This window comes from Solibacillus cecembensis (assembly GCF_050272495.1).
Lineage (GTDB): Bacteria > Bacillota > Bacilli > Bacillales_A > Planococcaceae > Solibacillus > Solibacillus cecembensis.
Window position 1 is genome coordinate 16,773 of sequence record NZ_JBNNMF010000024.1, and the last position, 18,211, is coordinate 34,983.

The 18,211-nt window shown below is 38.0% G+C and carries 13 protein-coding genes; all 13 read left to right on the top strand.

Translation table 11 applies throughout. The annotated features are described in order from the left end of the window. The first annotated feature begins 2 nt into the window (after nucleotides 1-2). Entirely contained in the window at nucleotides 3-5,324 is a 5,322-nt protein-coding gene (locus ACQKIH_RS18135) for a DEAD/DEAH box helicase (protein WP_427768137.1), read from the top strand. Nucleotides 5,325-5,454: 130 nt separating this feature from the next. Beyond that, a complete protein-coding gene (locus ACQKIH_RS18140; RefSeq protein ID WP_427768138.1) occupies nucleotides 5,455-5,640 on the top strand; it encodes a hypothetical protein in 186 nt (61 codons plus the stop codon). 207 nt (nucleotides 5,641-5,847) lie between these two features. Beyond that, entirely contained in the window at nucleotides 5,848-6,924 is a 1,077-nt protein-coding gene (locus tag ACQKIH_RS18145) for a mechanosensitive ion channel family protein (RefSeq protein ID WP_427768139.1), read from the top strand. 144 nt (nucleotides 6,925-7,068) lie between these two features. Further along, on the top strand, nucleotides 7,069-7,473 hold the full coding sequence (locus ACQKIH_RS18150; RefSeq protein WP_057987772.1) for an Asp23/Gls24 family envelope stress response protein: 405 nt from the start codon (nucleotides 7,069-7,071) through the stop codon (nucleotides 7,471-7,473). 291 nt (nucleotides 7,474-7,764) lie between these two features. Then, entirely contained in the window at nucleotides 7,765-9,408 is a 1,644-nt protein-coding gene (locus ACQKIH_RS18155) for a glycerol-3-phosphate dehydrogenase/oxidase (protein ID WP_427768140.1), read from the top strand. A gap of 27 nt (nucleotides 9,409-9,435) precedes the next feature. Beyond that, nucleotides 9,436-10,926 carry a glycerol kinase GlpK gene (gene glpK, locus ACQKIH_RS18160; protein WP_427768141.1) on the top strand — a complete coding sequence of 497 codons (1,491 nt, stop codon included), beginning with the start codon at nucleotides 9,436-9,438 and terminating at the stop codon, nucleotides 10,924-10,926. Between the two features lie 111 nt (nucleotides 10,927-11,037). Beyond that, entirely contained in the window at nucleotides 11,038-11,424 is a 387-nt protein-coding gene (gene nusB, locus ACQKIH_RS18165) for a transcription antitermination factor NusB (RefSeq protein WP_057987778.1), read from the top strand. Nucleotides 11,425-11,651: 227 nt separating this feature from the next. After that, nucleotides 11,652-12,515, top strand: a complete 864-nt coding sequence (gene folD, locus ACQKIH_RS18170) for a bifunctional methylenetetrahydrofolate dehydrogenase/methenyltetrahydrofolate cyclohydrolase FolD (protein ID WP_427768142.1) — start codon at nucleotides 11,652-11,654, stop codon at nucleotides 12,513-12,515. 148 nt (nucleotides 12,516-12,663) lie between these two features. Continuing rightward, complete coding sequence (xseA, locus tag ACQKIH_RS18175) at nucleotides 12,664-14,022, top strand: exodeoxyribonuclease VII large subunit (protein ID WP_427768143.1); 1,359 nt, start codon at nucleotides 12,664-12,666, stop codon at nucleotides 14,020-14,022. Then, the gene (gene xseB, locus ACQKIH_RS18180) at nucleotides 14,019-14,246 is read left to right on the top strand and encodes an exodeoxyribonuclease VII small subunit (protein ID WP_057987783.1); all 228 of its coding nucleotides are present in this window, start codon (nucleotides 14,019-14,021) and stop codon (nucleotides 14,244-14,246) included. The genes xseA and xseB overlap by 4 nt, the downstream gene beginning before the upstream one ends. 3 nt (nucleotides 14,247-14,249) lie before the next feature. Then, nucleotides 14,250-15,131 (top strand): polyprenyl synthetase family protein, encoded by an 882-nt coding sequence (locus ACQKIH_RS18185; RefSeq protein WP_057987784.1) that lies wholly within the window; start codon nucleotides 14,250-14,252, stop codon nucleotides 15,129-15,131. Nucleotides 15,132-15,221: 90 nt separating this feature from the next. Beyond that, on the top strand, nucleotides 15,222-17,126 hold the full coding sequence (gene dxs, locus ACQKIH_RS18190; RefSeq protein ID WP_427768144.1) for a 1-deoxy-D-xylulose-5-phosphate synthase: 1,905 nt from the start codon (nucleotides 15,222-15,224) through the stop codon (nucleotides 17,124-17,126). After that, on the top strand, nucleotides 17,123-17,941 hold the full coding sequence (locus ACQKIH_RS18195) for a TlyA family RNA methyltransferase (RefSeq protein ID WP_427768145.1): 819 nt from the start codon (nucleotides 17,123-17,125) through the stop codon (nucleotides 17,939-17,941). The genes dxs and ACQKIH_RS18195 overlap by 4 nt, the downstream gene beginning before the upstream one ends. The last annotated feature ends 270 nt before the right edge of the window (nucleotides 17,942-18,211 follow it).

The following is an 18,211-nucleotide window of genomic DNA, read 5'->3' on the forward strand; positions in this document are numbered from 1 at the left end:
TAATGACTTATTCAATTGACGGAATTTCTAACAGATTAACAAGTAAATTGAAGGAATACTTAGAAACACAATATCCAATTACGAACCCGGAAATCCAAAAGAAAAGAAGAGAACTTTTAGATAGTACTAATTTATTATCAACAGAACCTTTTATAGAATCAACACCTGTATATAAGAGCGGAGAAATTTATAGTGAAATGAATATACCTGAAGAAAGCAAGGAAATCATGGTTGAATTGTCAAAACTTGAACCCTCAGTTGGTGTATTTCGCGGGCCTTATGAGCATCAAGAGAAAGCAATGAAATATTTTTTGAGTGACGAAAAAGACATTATTGTATCTACTGGAACTGGTTCTGGTAAGACAGAATCTTTTTTACACCCAATGTTAAGTAAATTATATACAGAAGCAAGTCTTAAACCTGAAGCTTTTAAACATAAAAGGGCGGTTAGGGCTCTAATATTATATCCAATGAATGCTTTAGTAAATGATCAGATGAGTCGCCTTCGTTTGTTATATGGAGATGAACGTGTCAAGAAAATGTTTAAAGATAAAGGTGGACGACCTCTTACATTTGGAATGTATACATCAAGAACGCCTTATGCTGGCACCCAAAGTTATGGTAAAGATAGAACACATTTAGATCCTTTATTGGATTACTATTTAAAGATTGATGAAGATGATCCAAAGTTAGCATCGGAAATGAAAGAAAGAGGTAGATGGATTGCGAAAGATATAAAGCGCTTTAGAAATTCTAAGATAAAAAAAACAAAGGATAAGTATCTAACGTCAAGTGATGATGCTGAACTATTTACTAGACATGAAATGCATCAACATTCACCTGATATTTTAGTGACAAACTATTCGATGTTAGAGTATATGCTTATGCGGCCAATAGAACGAAATATGTGGGATGAAACCAAAGATTGGCTTGCCCAAGACCAAGAAAATGAATTCATTTTAGTCTTGGATGAAGCGCATATGTATCGAGGGACTAGCGGTGCTGAAGTGGCCCTGCTAATTAGACGTTTACAACAAAGGCTTGGTATTAAAAGAGATAGAATGCGCTGTATTTTAACTTCTGCAAGTTTAGGTAAAGAGGGGGATACAGAAACAGCTATTCGATTTGCTCAAAAGCTAACTGGAACTTTAGTGAATCGTTCATTTGAACTTATTGAAGGTGTTAAAGAAGTTCGAGGTAAAGAAGGTGTCTTGTCTGACAATGAACTTGAGTTATTTGCCAAATTGGATATTGATAGTTTTCATCAAAGAGCTGGGGACTATCAGGATTACTACAAAAACAATAAAAGTATTTTCGAGCAATTTAATTGGGCACCATTACCAAACGAGCTAGATAAATTAGAGGGATATCTCTACGAACAATTAAATGGATATCCACCTTTAGAAAAGATTATTTCACTTGTTAGTGGAAATGCTTGTACACTTGAAAAAATTGTGGAAGCTGTCTACCCAAATCGAAATCGAAATGAATCACATCAAGGGATAAGCAATTTAATTATTTTAGCAAACGCAGCTAAGAAAAATGGAAGAGTACTACTACCAGCTAGGGTTCATATGTTTTTTAGAGGAATTAGTGGAATTTATTTATGTCTAAATCCCAATTGTTCAGGAAATCAAGGAGAAAAATCAAATTACGGAAAAATGTATGATATACCTAGAATTCAATGTGAGTGTGGTTCCAGGGTATTCGAAATATTGACACATATGCAATGTGGAAGTGCCTTTATTAGACTTTACTTAAATAAAGAATCAGCTTTTCCAAAGTACACTTGGAATGAAAAAGGAAAAGGTATTATAGATGAGGAATTAACAGAAGTTCATTTATATATAGAAGAGCAGGTAAATAGAATCGCTCGAGAAAAAGAAGAAGTTAAAGCAATGTGGATTGATTTGAAGACAGGTTATTTATTTAATGAATCTAGCGATGATAGCTTAGTTAAGGTGTATATAACGAATAAATTACCCTCAAAAAGAAAAAAGAAATTTAATACAGGGAATTTATTGACATTCAATAATTGTCCTAGTTGCACAAAAGTAGCAGAAGGAAATATTCGTGATTTGAGAACGAAAGGCGAGCCTCCTTTTGCAAATTTAGTTCGAGAGCAATTTGTTGCGCAACCACCTGTACAAGGTAAAGAAGAACAAGAGAATAATGGAAGGAAGGTTCTTATATTTTCAGATGGACGTCAAAAAGCAGCACGTCTTGCGAGGGACATTCCTCGTGAAGGAGAGAAAGATGTATTAAGACAGATGGTAATGAGTCTAGCGGATTCAATTGAGGATTTGAGAGTGTCAGACTACTATACTTATTTACTATTCTTGATGAAAGATAAAAATGTCTCTTTATTAGAAGGGAAAGATAAATTTGATATCGAACTCGACAAAGAAGATATTTATGAAATCATCAAATATGAACTCGATAATGACTTGTGCACATTTGATGAAATGGATAAGGAAGATTTAAAAGAGATAGTAGATGAACTAAAAAATTCTGGTGACATGCGGCAAATCGAAAAAGGATTTGAAACGATTTTTTACCAGTCTCTAATTTCTCCGGGTTATTCTTTGTATGATTTGACAGTTGGATATTTAGTGCCGCATTCAAGGAATTTGCGCTCCTATCATAGAAATTTAAAAGATATAATTACTAGGGAAGAGTTTAATAACTTATGTGTATTATTTATTAAATCTATGCAGGAAAACTTAGCATTTAATGAACAATTAGATAGTATTCAAAGACACGATATTATGTCGCAATATCGTCAAAGTTGGGGAGTGGAAAAAAATAAGCTTTACCCAACTATGAAAAAGATTTTAGAATTGTATGAAGAAGATGAAAGAGCAAAGATTAGTGAATCTTTATTTAAGCTTTGTGATACAAAAGAAGGAAAGTATTTTGTGAAAGCTGAAAAGTTAATAGTTGTAAATGGAATTAATAAGAAGTGGTATAAATGCAATCAGTGTAGATCGTGGCACCCAGTTATTGTGAGAAATCTTTGTCCTATTTGTTTTTCTGAGGATATCACTTTGCATAATCCAGATAGTGAGGTACTTCGTTCAGAAAAAGGATATTGGAGACGATCGATTCAAGATTTATTTAAAGGAAATGATATTTTTAGTTTCAATGTAGAAGAGCACTCTGCCCAACTGTCCCAAAAGGACGTTAAAGAAGCGTTGGCGACAACAGAAAAATATGAGCTAGGGTTTCAGGATATTAAAGTGGCCGGGCAGGAAATTGTCGATATTTTAAGTTGCACAACAACAATGGAAGTTGGAATTGATATTGGCTCGCTAACAGCAGTTGCAATGAGAAACATTCCTCCTTTCAGAGAAAACTATCAGCAGAGGGCGGGGCGTGCTGGAAGAAGAAGCACAAATTTATCAACTGTCATAACTTATGCCCAAGATTCTCCTCATGATCACTATTATTTTGCGAATGCGGAAAAGATGATTAGTGGAGATGTGAGGGATGTTGATATATATATTGATAACAAAAAAATCTTGAAAAGACATATTCACGCATTGCTTATTCAAACTTATTTCCATGAGGCTTTACAATCAGAGGAAAGTGATTTGTTTGCATCATTAGGAAAGACCAGTGACTTTTTCGATGGAGATTCTTTATTTACGATTGATGAATTTGATTATTGGTTAACAGAGAGAATCGGAAATCAATTTGCAAAATATCCTTCTATGTTTGAGATTATTCCAGATGAGGTTGTACAAAAAGAAAGCAAGAATAAATGGGAATTAATGAAAGAGGTTACTGATTGTTTAGTAAAAGACTTGGAGAAAAATTATTCTGAAATAAGAGAAGAATTACAAGCTTATTTAAATATGGTTGAAGACGACGAAATTGAAGATATACCTTATTATCAAAACCAAGACTTTCTCACTTTTCTATTTAATCATGAATTTTTACCGACCTATGCATTTCCAAGGGATTTATCAAGTTTGTATATTCAAAAAAGGACACCTACAGGACAATTGCAAATTGCACAAAGACCACAATTAGAATTAAATCGAGCGTTAAGTGAGTATGCTCCTGGTAAACAAGTAGTTATAGATAAAGAGACATACAGGGTTGGTGGCATTTATAATCCCTACTCAACAAATGGTGAGAATTCAGTTGTTGATTTATTTAATGCACAAGAATTTGTATCTATATGCACTTCATGTCATTTTACTCAATTACAAAGTGAAAATGATAAATGTCCGAATTGTGGAAATAGGCTAGATAGCAAGCAATATATTAAGCCTTTCGGGTTTTCACCAGAAAAAGGCGAAAGTCTTAGAAGAAATGAAGTTAGGCAAGATTTTAGTTATGCTAGTAGTCCACAATTGCCTATTCCAAATGAGGAAGAAAAATTTAAGTTTAAAAAGTTAAAAGGGGAAAACTCTATTAAATATGTTCATGCGACTAGTCAAGAGTTAATAGTGTTAAACCGCGGTTCACGTAAAGATGATGGATTTGGAATGTGCGATGTATGTGGATTTATAACAGCAGATAGGGAACAAGCGTCAATAGGCGCACATTATAAACCGTACCTGGCTCCTGGTAATAATAGGTGTGATGGTCAATTAAAAAATGTGTATTTAGGGAATAGGTTTAAAACAGATCTTTTACTAGTTCGAATGAGATTAACAGATGAGAGAGTAATTTATGATCCAAGCGCAAGTGCTTTGCATGATGCACTTGAAACCATTGGAGAAGCGTTTGTAATAGCTGCAAGTCGTGTTTTAGAGATAGATATCAATGAACTAGGAATAGGATACCGCATGATTCGTAAAGGACAGGAAGATGTGTATGCGGATTTATATATCTTTGACAAGCTTTCAGGGGGGGCCGGTTATTCGTATGTTGCTGGTGAAAAAATTGATTTGATTTTCCAGGAAGTACTTAAGGTGCTTTCATATTGTCCGGGTAACTGTGATCAGTCATGTTACAAGTGTCTAAGATATTATGATAATCAATTTAAGCATTCAAAACTTGATCGTTATTTAGGATTAGATTTATTGACGTTTTTATTTGAAGATAAAATAAGAGATTATGAAGAGAGTTATATATTGGAATTATTGAAGAAAATTAAACATGTTAATGACTTGCTAGAAGTAAAAAGCACTCTGAATGAAGATAAAAATCAAATTGAATTGGAATCCGGCTATTCTGTACGAATAAGAAATAATATTCAAGTTCGTGAAGAGAGCGGAATCCTTTATTTCTCACCGTATGAAATTTTTAATGATCTACCAAATATACATGAGCAAATAAAAAAACATACAAATATATTGCAAATGTATTAAAATGGGAACATCACCAGAACGTGGTATTAACTTTGTGAAAATTTAATAAATTCACTTTAAAGTATAGAAAAAAGTGAAAACTCAAGTATCGTAATTGTTGTTGAGACTAATCACGATAGGAGTTTTCACCTTGTACACTAAGTTTATCCAATTGATTATGCCGTTGCCATCTGCGGATGTCGTACGTAAATATGTGCTTCCCTTTACAACGATTGAGCGCAGATTTTACATGTATACACCTGATCAATTAGTTGAAGAACGTACCAATAAAAAACTTGCACCGGTTGCAAAAACAATAAGGTGGAATTTGTTTTAACAGAATAAATTGAAAAACCCTCTAACTTTTATAGTTAAGGGGTTTTTATGTTGTTTGAAACCTAAACCCTCTATTTTTCGTTAGCTAAAATAAGCGCGCCCATGTTATGATGCAAGCGCAAATAGTAAAATGAGGCTTCATACGAGTTATGTGAGTCTACATATGATTTATTGCCCGTTACTACGGGATGAAGAAGGTGGAATTTTTTTGTGGGATTCAATTAAATGGTTAATACCATCAGTGAAGGCACCAACATGGACGGATGGATTAGCGGCAATTTTGATCGCTGTCGTCGGTTTGGTTATACTTTTTCTTGTCATCCGGCCAATTGTGATGAAGTCGGCGAAATTTCTGGAAAAAAAGCAGCATCCTGTATTAAGTGATATAACGAAATATACATTTCCAGCATTCCGCAATGCATTTATCTTTACGCTTATTTTAACAGCGTTATCCATGCTTTTGGAAGTTTGGTTATTTGATGTAGTTAAACTACAAAATTTCATTGAATCGGTTTATATTTACTTTATATTCAAGGCATTGTACGACATTTTAAGTTTCTATTTAAGAAATCCAGCTCGCTTTGAAACGGGTGAAAATCAAGATATTTTAACACCGTTTTTCCTACGTATTAGTAAAGTCATTATAATGGTCATAGCGATGTTTTCCATTGCATCAGTATGGAGCTTTAATTTAGAAGGTTTTTTAACTGCCATTGGATTGACAGGGGTTGCCCTCGCATTTGGGATTCGTGAAACGCTGGCGCATATTTTTGGTGGGATGAGTGTCGCACTGGATAAGCCATTCCAAATTGGCGATTGGATCATGACCGGTGACGGGAAAATTGATGGGACAGTAGAGGATATTAATTTACGGAGTACGATTATCCAAACGGGTGACAAAGGGCTTGTATATATCCCGAATTCCTATTTAGTGAATCGTCCCATTTATAATTTAACAAAGCGTGAGCAGCGTAAAATCGAACATTATTTATTCGTATCAAGCGAAAATAATGAAGAAAACGTCGTGAAATTTATTAACGCCTTGCATGAACAAATTGCCTTGCATCCAAAAACATTGAAAAATATTATCCATGTCGCAATGGATGAACTACGCCCAAGCTCTTGCCGTATCATAGTTCGCTATTTTGTGAATACAAACGATACGTTAGAAATGCTTCAAGCAAAGCAGGACGTTTTATTTGCGGCGAAGCATCTTATGGCACAATATGAAATACAATTAATCGAAACGCAGCAAGAACAATTTGTATGGAATGACACGATTTGAAACGTTGCATGACAGCACAGCAATTATTTTAGGGAAACGTGATTACAAGCACACATCGCCGCGTTAATTGTAGTATAATAAGCTTAGCAATCGTCTATATATGCCTTAACTGGCGACTTTACATAAAGAGAGGATGTTTCACATATGGCTGAAAAACAACCATTATCATTCGTACAACCAACACCAGTTGGAAAAGATGAAATAGGGAAAATTGAACTTGCACCGGAAGTGATTGAAGTCATCGCAGGTATTGCTGTGACGGAGGTTGAAGGAATTGCGTCAACACGTGGTAACTTTGCATCGGGTGTCGTTGAACGTTTTGGTAAAAAAGTACACTCAAAAGGAATTAAATCGGCCATGTCAGAAGACGGTCATATTGTAATTGATGTATTTTGTACAGTGAAGTACGGCTTTGCTATTCCAAAAGTGGCAAAAGAAGTACAAACATCTATTCGCCAAGCCATTTTAAACATGACAGCAATTGAAACAAGTGAAGTAAATATTCATGTGACAGGCATTCAATTTGAAACGGCAAAGGAAGCGGAATAAACCCTTCCGTTTAAATTGATTAAAATAATACCATCATGTAAACCTAGCAGAGAATTCTTTTGCTAGGTTTTTTTGTTCAGCATCAGAATTTGAGCTTGCAATATGATCCTATTATGAAAACAATGGTTAATTTTTGTGAGCTGGGGAAAATGTCTATTGAATGAGTGAAGTTGTCTATTAAGATGTGATATGTCTATTAATGCTAAGAAAATGGCTATTATCAAAGGGGAATTGTCTATTAACAAAATTCCAAAGGGGAAAACGGAATTCAAAATAATGGAGGGGTGCATCATGAAGAAATTTTCGTTCTTACAACGTCCACAAACGATGGCGACATTACAACAAGAGACGCTCGATGTTTTTATCATTGGAGGTGGCATAACTGGGGCAGGAATTGCATTAGATGCTATAACGCGTGGAATGCGTGTTGGTTTAGTAGATATGCAGGATTTTGCAGCGGGAACGTCTAGCCGCTCGACGAAATTAGTTCACGGGGGATTGCGCTATTTAAAGCAAATGCAAATAAAAGAAGTCGCGGAACTCGGTCGTGAACGAGCCATCGTTTATGAAAATGGTCCACATGTGACGACGCCGATTTGGATGTTAATGCCGTTTTATAAGGGCGGCACATTTGGTCCACTTGCCACAGCATTTGGGCTCAAAGTGTATGATGTTTTGGCAGGTGTCAAAAAGAGCGAGCGCCGATTTATGCTGTCAAAGGAAGAGGCACTTCAGCAGGAACCGTTATTAAATAACGAGGGATTACTAGGCGCGGGCATGTATGTCGAATATCGAACAGATGATGCACGGCTGACAATCGAAGTGCTAAAAGCAGCGGTAGAACGAGGGGCATATGCGGTCAATTATATGAAAGTAATCAAAATAGATGCCGGGAATTCAGCTTTTACAAAGGTGACGGTGGAAGATCAATTAACACAAGAACAATACGTTATCAAGGCGAAAAAAGTGATTAACGCGGCGGGACCTTGGGTAGATGAAGTCCGAAAATTAGATGCAGGGATTACTGAAAAGCATTTAATTTTGTCAAAAGGAGCGCACGTCGTGTTTGATCAGCAGGATTTCCCGTTGCAACAAGCGATTTATTTTGATACGCAAAATGATGGGCGCATGATTTTTGCCATTCCACGGGATGGAAAAACGTATGTAGGTACGACCGATACATTTTATGAAGGTGTAATAGAGGAACCGACCATTACAGCGGAAGATAAAAAATATTTACTGCAAGCGGTACATTTTATGTTTCCGCATTTACAATTAACTGAACAGCAAATTGAATCGTGCTGGGCGGGTGTACGTCCATTAATTCACGAAAATGGGAAAAACCCATCGGAAATTTCAAGAAAAGATGAGATTTGGCAGTCGGAGCAAGGGCTTATTACAATAGCAGGTGGAAAATTAACTGGCTACCGAAAAATGGCTGAAAAAATTGTTGATTTAGTGAGCAAGCAGCTTTCAAATGAATATTATCAAACGTATTCAAAGTGCATCACAAAAAAGTTGCCCGTTGCAGGTGGCGATTTAAGCGGCTCGGTATTTTTTGAACAATTTGTGGAACGGCAAACTACAAGCGGTGTTCAACTCGGTTTAACAGCAGAACAAAGTGAAAGAATTGTACGTAGGTACGGGACGAATAGCGTGCAAGTTTTTCATATCGCCGAGCAAAATGATACGTCATTGGATGCTGACTTATATGGTGAACTGCACTATGCGATGCATTATGAAGCTGTTGCCAAGCCTGTTGATTTCTTTATTCGTCGTACAGGTACACTGCTTTTTAATATTTTTCAAGTAAATGAAGTAAAAAAAGTGGTCATAGATGAAATGGCTAAAACTTTACACTGGACAATGGCACAAAAATCCGAATATCATAAAGAATTACAGCAAGCCATTGATGCAGTGGTAAGCAATCATTGAATGAAATTGTTTGGGGGAAATTATGCGATGGAAAAATATATTATGTCATTGGATCAAGGAACGACAAGCTCGCGTGCCATATTATTTAATAAAGAGGGCCAAGTGGAATTTGTTGCGCAACAGGAATTTAAGCAAATTTTCCCGAAGTCTGGTTGGGTTGAACATAATCCAAATGAAATATGGAGCTCCATTTTAGCAGTCATTGTAAGAGTATTATCGAAAAATAATATTAAAGCGGAACAAATTGCGGGCGTGGGCATTACAAACCAACGTGAAACAACGGTTGTTTGGGATAAACATACGGGGGAGCCTATTTATAATGCAATCGTTTGGCAATCTCGTCAAACGGCGGAGATTTGTGAAGCATTAAAAGAAGCGGGACATGAGCAGCTTTTCCGAGAAAAAACGGGTCTTTTACTGGATGCTTATTTTTCCGGGACTAAGGTGAAATGGATTCTTGATAATGTAGAAGGTGCACGTGAAAAAGCGGAAAAAGGCGATTTGCTATTTGGCACAATTGATACGTGGATTATTTGGAAACTAACGGATGGTGCAGTTCATGTTACCGATTATTCGAATGCTTCGCGCACACTTATGTACAATATTTTTGATTTGAAATGGGATGAGGAGCTACTCGATATTTTAGGTGTGCCAGCTTCTATGCTCCCAGAAGTTCGCCCTTCATCTGAAATATATGGTGAAATTCCAGCGAATCATTTCTTTGGTCACTCGGTTCCGATTGCAGGAATTGCAGGGGATCAGCAGGCTGCACTTTTTGGTCAGGCATGCTTTGAAAAAGGTATGGTGAAAAATACGTATGGTACGGGCTGCTTTATGCTGATGAATACAGGGGAGGAAGCGGTGCGTTCAGAACACGGGCTGCTGACGACAATTGCTTGGGGAATCGACGGCAAGGTGCACTATGCGCTAGAAGGCAGTGTTTTTGTAGCAGGTTCAGCGATTCAGTGGTTGCGAGATGGCTTGCGACTCATTCGAAATACAGCAGAAAGTGAAAACTATGCGAAAAAAGTACAGGATTCGGATGGCGTGTATGTTGTGCCTGCTTTTGTCGGCCTCGGCACCCCGTATTGGGACTCGGATGTTCGTGGGTCGGTATTCGGATTGACACGCGGTACGTCGAAAGAACACTTTATTCGGGCAACACTGGAGTCCTTAGCTTATCAAACGCGCGATGTTTTAACGGCAATGAGCTCTGATTCTCAATTGGATATTAAAACGTTGCGTGTCGATGGTGGGGCAGTGAAAAATAACTTTTTAATGCAATTTCAATCGGATATTTTAAATTTGCCAGTAGAACGTTCGGCAATAAACGAAACAACCGCGCTTGGTGCAGCTTATTTGGCAGGGCTAGCAGTAGGCTTTTGGGACAGTACGGCAGCGCTTGAAAAGCATTGGCAATTAGACCGTCAATTTGAAGTGGAAATGCCCGACCAGCAGCGTAATGAATTATATAATGGATGGCAAAAAGCAGTTAAGGCAGCACAAGTTTTTAAGTGAGTAGATCATCACGACAAATTTGATTTTTAAAAAAATAATCGAAACGGTGATATGATAATAAAAATGTGATATCATAGGACTTAATGCTACTTATGAAGGAGACCTTTAATAATGAAACGAACAGAAGCGCGCCAAAAAGCGTTACAAGTATTGTTTCAGTTGGACAGCACAGAACTTACATTTGAAGAGGCAATTGGACATGTACTTGAAGAAGAACAAAGATCGAATGCCTTTTTAGAACAATTAGTACGTGGAACAACTGAAAATAAGACAGACATTGATGCTGCGCTAGAAAAAAACCTAGAAAATTGGACGTTAAGCCGTCTACCAAAAATTGAAAGAACCGTGCTACGTTTAGCCGTATACGAATTATTGTTTGCGACTGAAACACCAAGTAAAGTTGTGATGAACGAGGCGATTGAGCTTAGTAAAACATTTGGTGATGAAAAATCGAGCAAGTTTGTTAACGGTGTACTTTCGAAATTCTCAGCCGAATAAAGTAAAGCTTTATTTAGGGGGACATGTCCGCACTTCATTTTGCGGGATGTAGCCATTTTGATAAAGAAGTTAAAGATGAATTTTTAGTTGAATTTTAGTTAGAAAAGCTAGTTTATTTTTGTTCAGCATCTACCCTGGTGGATGTTACAGATTTTGCCGTGGCGAAAAGAATTGAAGATAAACTAGATCTTACATAAACTTTAGGTATCACTGGAAGGAGTCACAACATGTCAAGTGCAATAATTAATGGGAAAGAAATCGGTCAAGAAATTCGCGGTGAAGTAGCTATACGCGTAGAAGCGCTAAAAAAACAAGGGTTAACACCTGGTTTAGCGGTTATTTTAGTAGGGGAAAATCCTGCTTCAAAAACGTATGTGGCCAACAAACAAAAATCGTGCGAACAAATCGGTATGTATTCGGAATTAATCAAACTTCCGGCAGAAACAACTGAAGAGAATTTACTAGATCAAATTCGTACATTAAATGAACGTGAAGATATTCATGGGATTCTTGTACAACTTCCATTACCAAAACATATTAATGAAGATGAAGTGATTGCAACGATTTCACCTGAAAAAGATGTGGATGGTTTTTCACCAGTAAGTGTCGGTAAAATGATGTTAGGTCAAGATACATATTTACCATGTACTCCTTATGGCGTGATGAAATTACTTGAGTACTCAGGCATTGAAGTGGCTGGGAAACATGCAGTCATCGTTGGTCGTAGCCATATTGTCGGTAAACCAATGGGACAACTTTTACTACAAAAAGATGCAACGGTTACATACACACACTCAAAAACACCAGACTTACCTTCATTCACAAAACAAGCGGATATTATTATCGCAGCTGTTGGACGTGCGAACTTTATAACGAAGGAGCATGTGAAAGAAGGCGCAGTTGTTATTGATGTTGGGATTAACCGTGATGAAAATAATAAATTATGCGGTGACGTCAACTTTGCAGATGTAGACGGTATTGCCTCTCACATTACACCAGTACCAGGTGGAGTAGGTCCGATGACGATTACAATGCTTCTTTCAAATACCGTACAATCAGCTGAAAATGTACTTGCACGACAAACAACGTAAAAAAAGATAATATATAGTAATACAGAAGCTGTTTTTCTGAGGAGAAACAGCTTTTCTTTTTGGGGAAATTACGAACCTAAGCTTTAACATCAATAATACATAGTAATAAAAATCCAAAAAGAATCCACCAAAAAGGAGCACAACGTATATGACATCGTCTTCTTATTTAACCGTGAAAGCATTAACCAAATATATTAAGCGCAAATTTGATGCCGATCCACATTTACGGGATGTTTATGTTATGGGGGAGCTTTCGAACGTGAAAATTCATAGTTCGGGACATATTTATTTTACATTAAAAGATGATGGATCACGCATTAACGCGACAATGTTCCGCTCGCAAGCATCGAAACTTTCCTTTAAGCCTGAAGAAGGCATGAAAGTATTCATACGAGGGGACGTTAATGTATACGAATCGAGCGGGGTCTACCAATTGTATGCCCAAACGATGGAACCAGATGGCATTGGTGGCCTATTTGTTGCTTTTAATCAATTAAAAGAACAGTTACAAAAAGAAGGACTATTCAACGCCAATTTTAAACAACCGATTCCGCAGTTTCCAAAAACAATCGGAATACTAACTGCAACTACAGGGGCGGCCATTCGCGATATTTGTACGACCATTAATCGCCGTTTCCCTCAAGTGGAAATAATCATTTATCCGACGCTCGTACAAGGGGCAGGCGCGGCGCCGAATATTACCGAAAATATTTATTTGGCCAATCGTCAAGCACTTTGTGACGTCCTTATTGTCGGGCGTGGTGGTGGCTCGATTGAAGATTTATGGGCATTCAATGAAGAGGTTGTAGCACGTGCGATTTTTGAAAGCCGCATTCCCATCATTAGTGCAGTCGGACATGAAACCGATACGACGATTGCCGATTTTGTCGCGGATTTACGCGCACCAACACCAACAGCAGCAGCAGAGTTAGCGGTGCCGAATCAGCAAGAGCTTTACCAAAATTTATTGACGAAAAAATCGATGCTCCATCAAATGATGACATCACGCTTAACGTTCGAACGCAATCGTTTAACGAAATTACAAAATTCGTATCCACTCGCAACCCCGGAGCGATTATATCGTCCTTTTACAGAACAACTTGCACAAATGGATAGCAAATTAGAAAATGCGCTAAATTTATATGTATTCAAACAAAAAACAGCATTGCAACAAATGAGTAGCCAATTAAAACAATTTTCACCACAGCATCAATTAACCGTGTCAAAGCAGCAATTAGCGCATCGGACGGATCAGCTCAATCGTGCTATGCAACAAAAATTGGCGCAAAGTAAAGTCGAATTTGCGAACCATATACGCATGTTGGAAGCATTAAATCCATTAGCCATTATGAATAAAGGATTTAGTATAGCGTATAAGGATGAAATCGTAGTAAAATCAACTGTGGACTTAGCAAAAAATGATGTCGTAACCATTACTTTCCAAGATGGCTATGCACAAGCTAAAATATTGGAAACGCATGTACAAAAAGAGGAGGGAAAACGATGACAAAGCCAAATTTCGCAACGGCGATGGCCGAGCTAGAAGAGGTTGTTCGCAAGCTAGAGCAAGGTGATGTACCGTTAGAGGAAGCAATTGATCTTTATAAAAATGGGATGGAGCTATCAAAACTTTGTCATGATACACTTCAAAGTGCAGAGCAGCAATTAATTTCAATCGTTGGCGAAAATGGTGAAAAACAACCTTTCGACCAAGGAAATGGAGAAGATTAATTTATGGATAACGCATTGAAGCAATTTATTGAATTAAATATTCCCGCAATTGAAAAGGAAATGTACCAATTAGTTGAAAAGATTCAAGCGCCTGAACATTTAAAAGAATCGATGCTATACTCTTTAAAAGCAGGTGGCAAGCGCATCCGTCCATTATTTGTGGCGGCGGTATGTGAAATGTATGAACAGCCATTAGCACCGAGCTATGTTGTTGGTTCGGCTGTCGAAATGATTCATACATATTCATTAATTCACGATGATTTACCATGTATGGACGATGATGATTTACGCCGCGGTAAGCCGACAAACCATGTTGTTTATGGCGAAGCATTAGCAACATTAGCAGGGGACGCATTAAACACATTAGCATTTGGCATATTGACAAGACTTGATATTGCTGCTGACAAGCGTATTGAACTTGTTGAGTTATTAAGTGTTGCAGCAGGTGCGGAAGGCATGGTTGGCGGTCAAATTTTAGATATGGACGGCGAACAGCGTTTATTAAATTTACAAGAACTTGAAACCGTTCATGTTAATAAGACTGGGGCTTTATTACGTTTTAGTATCGAATCGGGCGCAGTATTAGCAAATGCGCCAGAAAAAGAGCGCCGTGCATTAGTAGAATACGCACATCATATTGGCTTAGCATTCCAAATCCAAGATGATATTCTAGATATTGAAGGCACTTCTGAGCAATTAGGAAAAACGGCTGGCAAGGATGTTGCGAGTGATAAAAGTACATATCCCGCATTACTTACATTAGAAGGTGCAAAGAAAAAGCTTGTTGATCATTATGAACAGGCACTACAAGCACTGGAAATGATTGAAACAAATACTGCGCTTTTAGAGCAATTAGCACAATATATTGTAAAACGTACAAAATAAAAGAGTGTAAAACTTTTGTCAAACGGTTTACATTGCTATAATAGAAAAATCACAATGGTGAATAAACTGAAGAAAAGGTGTGTGGATGTGATGGATTTAACAAAAATTTCTAGTCCATCCTTTTTAAAAGACTTGAATAAAAAGCAATTAGAAGCCCTCGCTAAAGATATACGAGCTTTTTTAATCGAAAAATGCGCAGCAACAGGTGGTCATCTTGGGCCAAATCTTGGTGTTGTGGAATTAACGATAGCGTTGCATAAAGCTTTTAACAGTCCAAAGGATAAATTTTTATGGGATGTAGGGCATCAAGCGTATGTGCACAAAATTTTAACAGGTCGTGCAGATCAATTTGATACTTTACGCCAATTTAAAGGGCTTTGCGGTTTTCCAAAGTTAGTCGAAAGTGACCATGATATGTGGGAAACAGGTCATAGCTCGACATCATTATCAGCTGCAATGGGTATGGCAGCTGCGCGTGATATAAAAGGGGATAAAAACTTTGTCGTGCCAATTATTGGTGACGGTGCATTGACTGGTGGTATGGCACTGGAAGCACTGAATCATATTGGGCATGAAAAGACGCATATGATTACCATCTTAAATGACAATGAAATGTCGATTGCACCAAATGTCGGAGCACTGCATGACGTGTTAGGCCGTTTGCGTACAGCTAAGGAATATTCACGTGCAAAAGAAGATTTAGAATCATTAATGCTCAAAATACCTGTCGTTGGGGACAAGCTTGCCTCTACAGCAGAACGTGTGAAGGATAGCTTAAAATATTTAGTCGTTTCGGGTGTGTTTTTTGAAGAAATGGGCTTTAAATATTTAGGACCAATTGATGGCCATGATTTTGAGGCACTTGAAAAAACATTAGAGTACGCGAAAAAAGTAAAAGGGCCTGTATTAGTGCATGTCCTTACGAAAAAAGGCAAGGGTTATAAACCGGCAGAGGACGATACAGTTGGCACTTGGCACGGTACAGGACCTTATAAAATTGAGACAGGCGCATTTGTGAAGTCAGCTACAAAAGGTCCAGCATGGAGTAGTTTAGTGTCAGAATCCGTTCGAAAATGTATGGCGGAGGATAAGCGTATTGTCACGATTACACCTGCTATGCCAGTCGGTTCGAAACTTGAGGGCATTCAAAGGGATTTCCCAAACCGTTTCTTTGATGTTGGAATTGCCGAACAGCATGCGACAACAATGGCGGCTGGACTTGCGACACAGCATATGAAACCGTTTTTATCAATTTATTCAACTTTCTTACAGCGTGCATATGACCAAGTGTTACATGATATTGCACGTCCAAAATTAAATGTATTTATCGGCATTGATCGTGCTGGCTTAGTTGGTGCAGACGGTGAAACCCATCAAGGTGTATTTGATATTTCGTTTTTACGACATATTCCGAACATCGTTTTAATGATGCCAAAAGATGAAAATGAAGGTCAACATATGGTCAAAACAGCATTTGAATACAATGACGGTCCAATTGCGTTACGTTATCCACGTGGTAATGGCTACGGTGTTGAAATGGATGCGGAACTAAAGGCATTGCCAATCGGCTCGTGGGAAGTGTTACGAGAAGGTAACGAGGCAGTTATTCTAACATTCGGTACGACTATACCAATGGCAATGGAAGCAGCCGATGTGTTAGCACAGCAAGGCATTCAAGTGCGTGTTGTCAATGCTCGTTTCATTAAACCAATGGATGAGAACATGCTGCATGAGATTATGAAAGCCGGTTTACCGATTTTAACGATAGAAGAATCGATGTTACAAGGTGGATTTGGTAGCGCGGTACTTGAGTTTGCATTTGACCATAAATACCGAAATAGTACGATTGAACGCATTGGAATTCCAGATGAGTTTATCGAGCATGGTGATGTGGATCAATTACTTGCCGAAATTAATGTAACTGCGGAAGAAGCAGTAAAACGCATTGAGCAACTAGTCCCAAAAAACAGTCAGGTAGGGTTTAATAAAGTATGACGAAACAACCGAAAGAACGTGTAGACATTTTACTTGTTGAACGTGGATTATGTGAAACACGCGAAAAAGCAAAGCGCTCGATTATGGCGGGGCTTGTGTTTTCAAATGAAATTCGCATCGATAAAGCAGGCGAAAAAATTGCGATTGATATGCCACTTCAAGTAAAAGGGTCAGATTTAAAATATGTATCGCGTGGTGGTCTGAAGCTCGAAAAGGCTTTAGAAATATTCGATATGTCAGTGGACGGCAAATTAATGCTCGATATTGGCTCATCAACAGGCGGTTTTACAGATTGTGCCTTACAAAACGGAGCGCGTCATTGCTATGCACTTGACGTTGGCTCCAATCAGCTCGCTTGGAAAATTCGTTCCGACGAGCGCGTAACGGTGATGGAAAAAACCAATTTCCGTTATACGAAGCCAGAAGATTTAGTAGAGGGCTTACCTCATTTTGCGACGATTGATGTGTCGTTTATTTCACTTGCCCTCATTTTACCGGTTTTAAAAACGGTATTAATGCCAGGCGGTAATGTGATGGCGCTCGTTAAACCGCAATTTGAAGCAGGACGTGAAAATGTCGGCAAAAAAGGTATCGTCCGCGAACCGAAAGTCCATTTAGCGGTGCTAGAAGAAACAGCGAAAATGGCAACAGCAACTGGATTTGTAGTAAAAGACGCTTCATTTTCTCCAATTACAGGTGGCGAAGGGAATATCGAATTTTTATTCCATTTATACAACCCACATGACGGTGAAGAAGTAGCAGCATTTACTAATTTTGAAGCTGTTGTAAAAGAGGCACATGCACAATTAAAATAAACCAATTACGCTTCGGCGTAATTGGTTTATTTTTTGTGCGCCCGGCATGCGTATGAACTATAGGGTGTAAGTCCCGAACCCCGAAGACAGAAGTAGAGGTTAGCCAAGAGCCAGGGTGTCCGTGGCGACGCGAAATCTGAAGGAAGCTGGAGGCAAATCACCGGTCCGAGGAACACGAATCTCATAGAAGGCTAGGTATGATTGAGTGAGTTTGCAGAACAAAACAAAGCTCTTTCTGTCGAAGGTCATATCAAGTAAATGAGACGGATA

Coding starts and splice junctions, on each gene's coding strand:
- ACQKIH_RS18135 (WP_427768137.1), top strand. CDS start 3: ATGACTTATTCAATTGACGGAATTTCTAACAGATTAACAAGTAAATTG.
- ACQKIH_RS18150 (WP_057987772.1), top strand. CDS start 7,069: ATGGCTGAAAAACAACCATTATCATTCGTACAACCAACACCAGTTGGA.
- ACQKIH_RS18155 (WP_427768140.1), top strand. CDS start 7,765: ATGAAGAAATTTTCGTTCTTACAACGTCCACAAACGATGGCGACATTA.
- glpK (WP_427768141.1), top strand. CDS start 9,436: ATGGAAAAATATATTATGTCATTGGATCAAGGAACGACAAGCTCGCGT.
- nusB (WP_057987778.1), top strand. CDS start 11,038: ATGAAACGAACAGAAGCGCGCCAAAAAGCGTTACAAGTATTGTTTCAG.
- folD (WP_427768142.1), top strand. CDS start 11,652: ATGTCAAGTGCAATAATTAATGGGAAAGAAATCGGTCAAGAAATTCGC.
- xseA (WP_427768143.1), top strand. CDS start 12,664: ATGACATCGTCTTCTTATTTAACCGTGAAAGCATTAACCAAATATATT.
- xseB (WP_057987783.1), top strand. CDS start 14,019: ATGACAAAGCCAAATTTCGCAACGGCGATGGCCGAGCTAGAAGAGGTT.
- ACQKIH_RS18185 (WP_057987784.1), top strand. CDS start 14,250: ATGGATAACGCATTGAAGCAATTTATTGAATTAAATATTCCCGCAATT.
- dxs (WP_427768144.1), top strand. CDS start 15,222: ATGGATTTAACAAAAATTTCTAGTCCATCCTTTTTAAAAGACTTGAAT.
- ACQKIH_RS18195 (WP_427768145.1), top strand. CDS start 17,123: ATGACGAAACAACCGAAAGAACGTGTAGACATTTTACTTGTTGAACGT.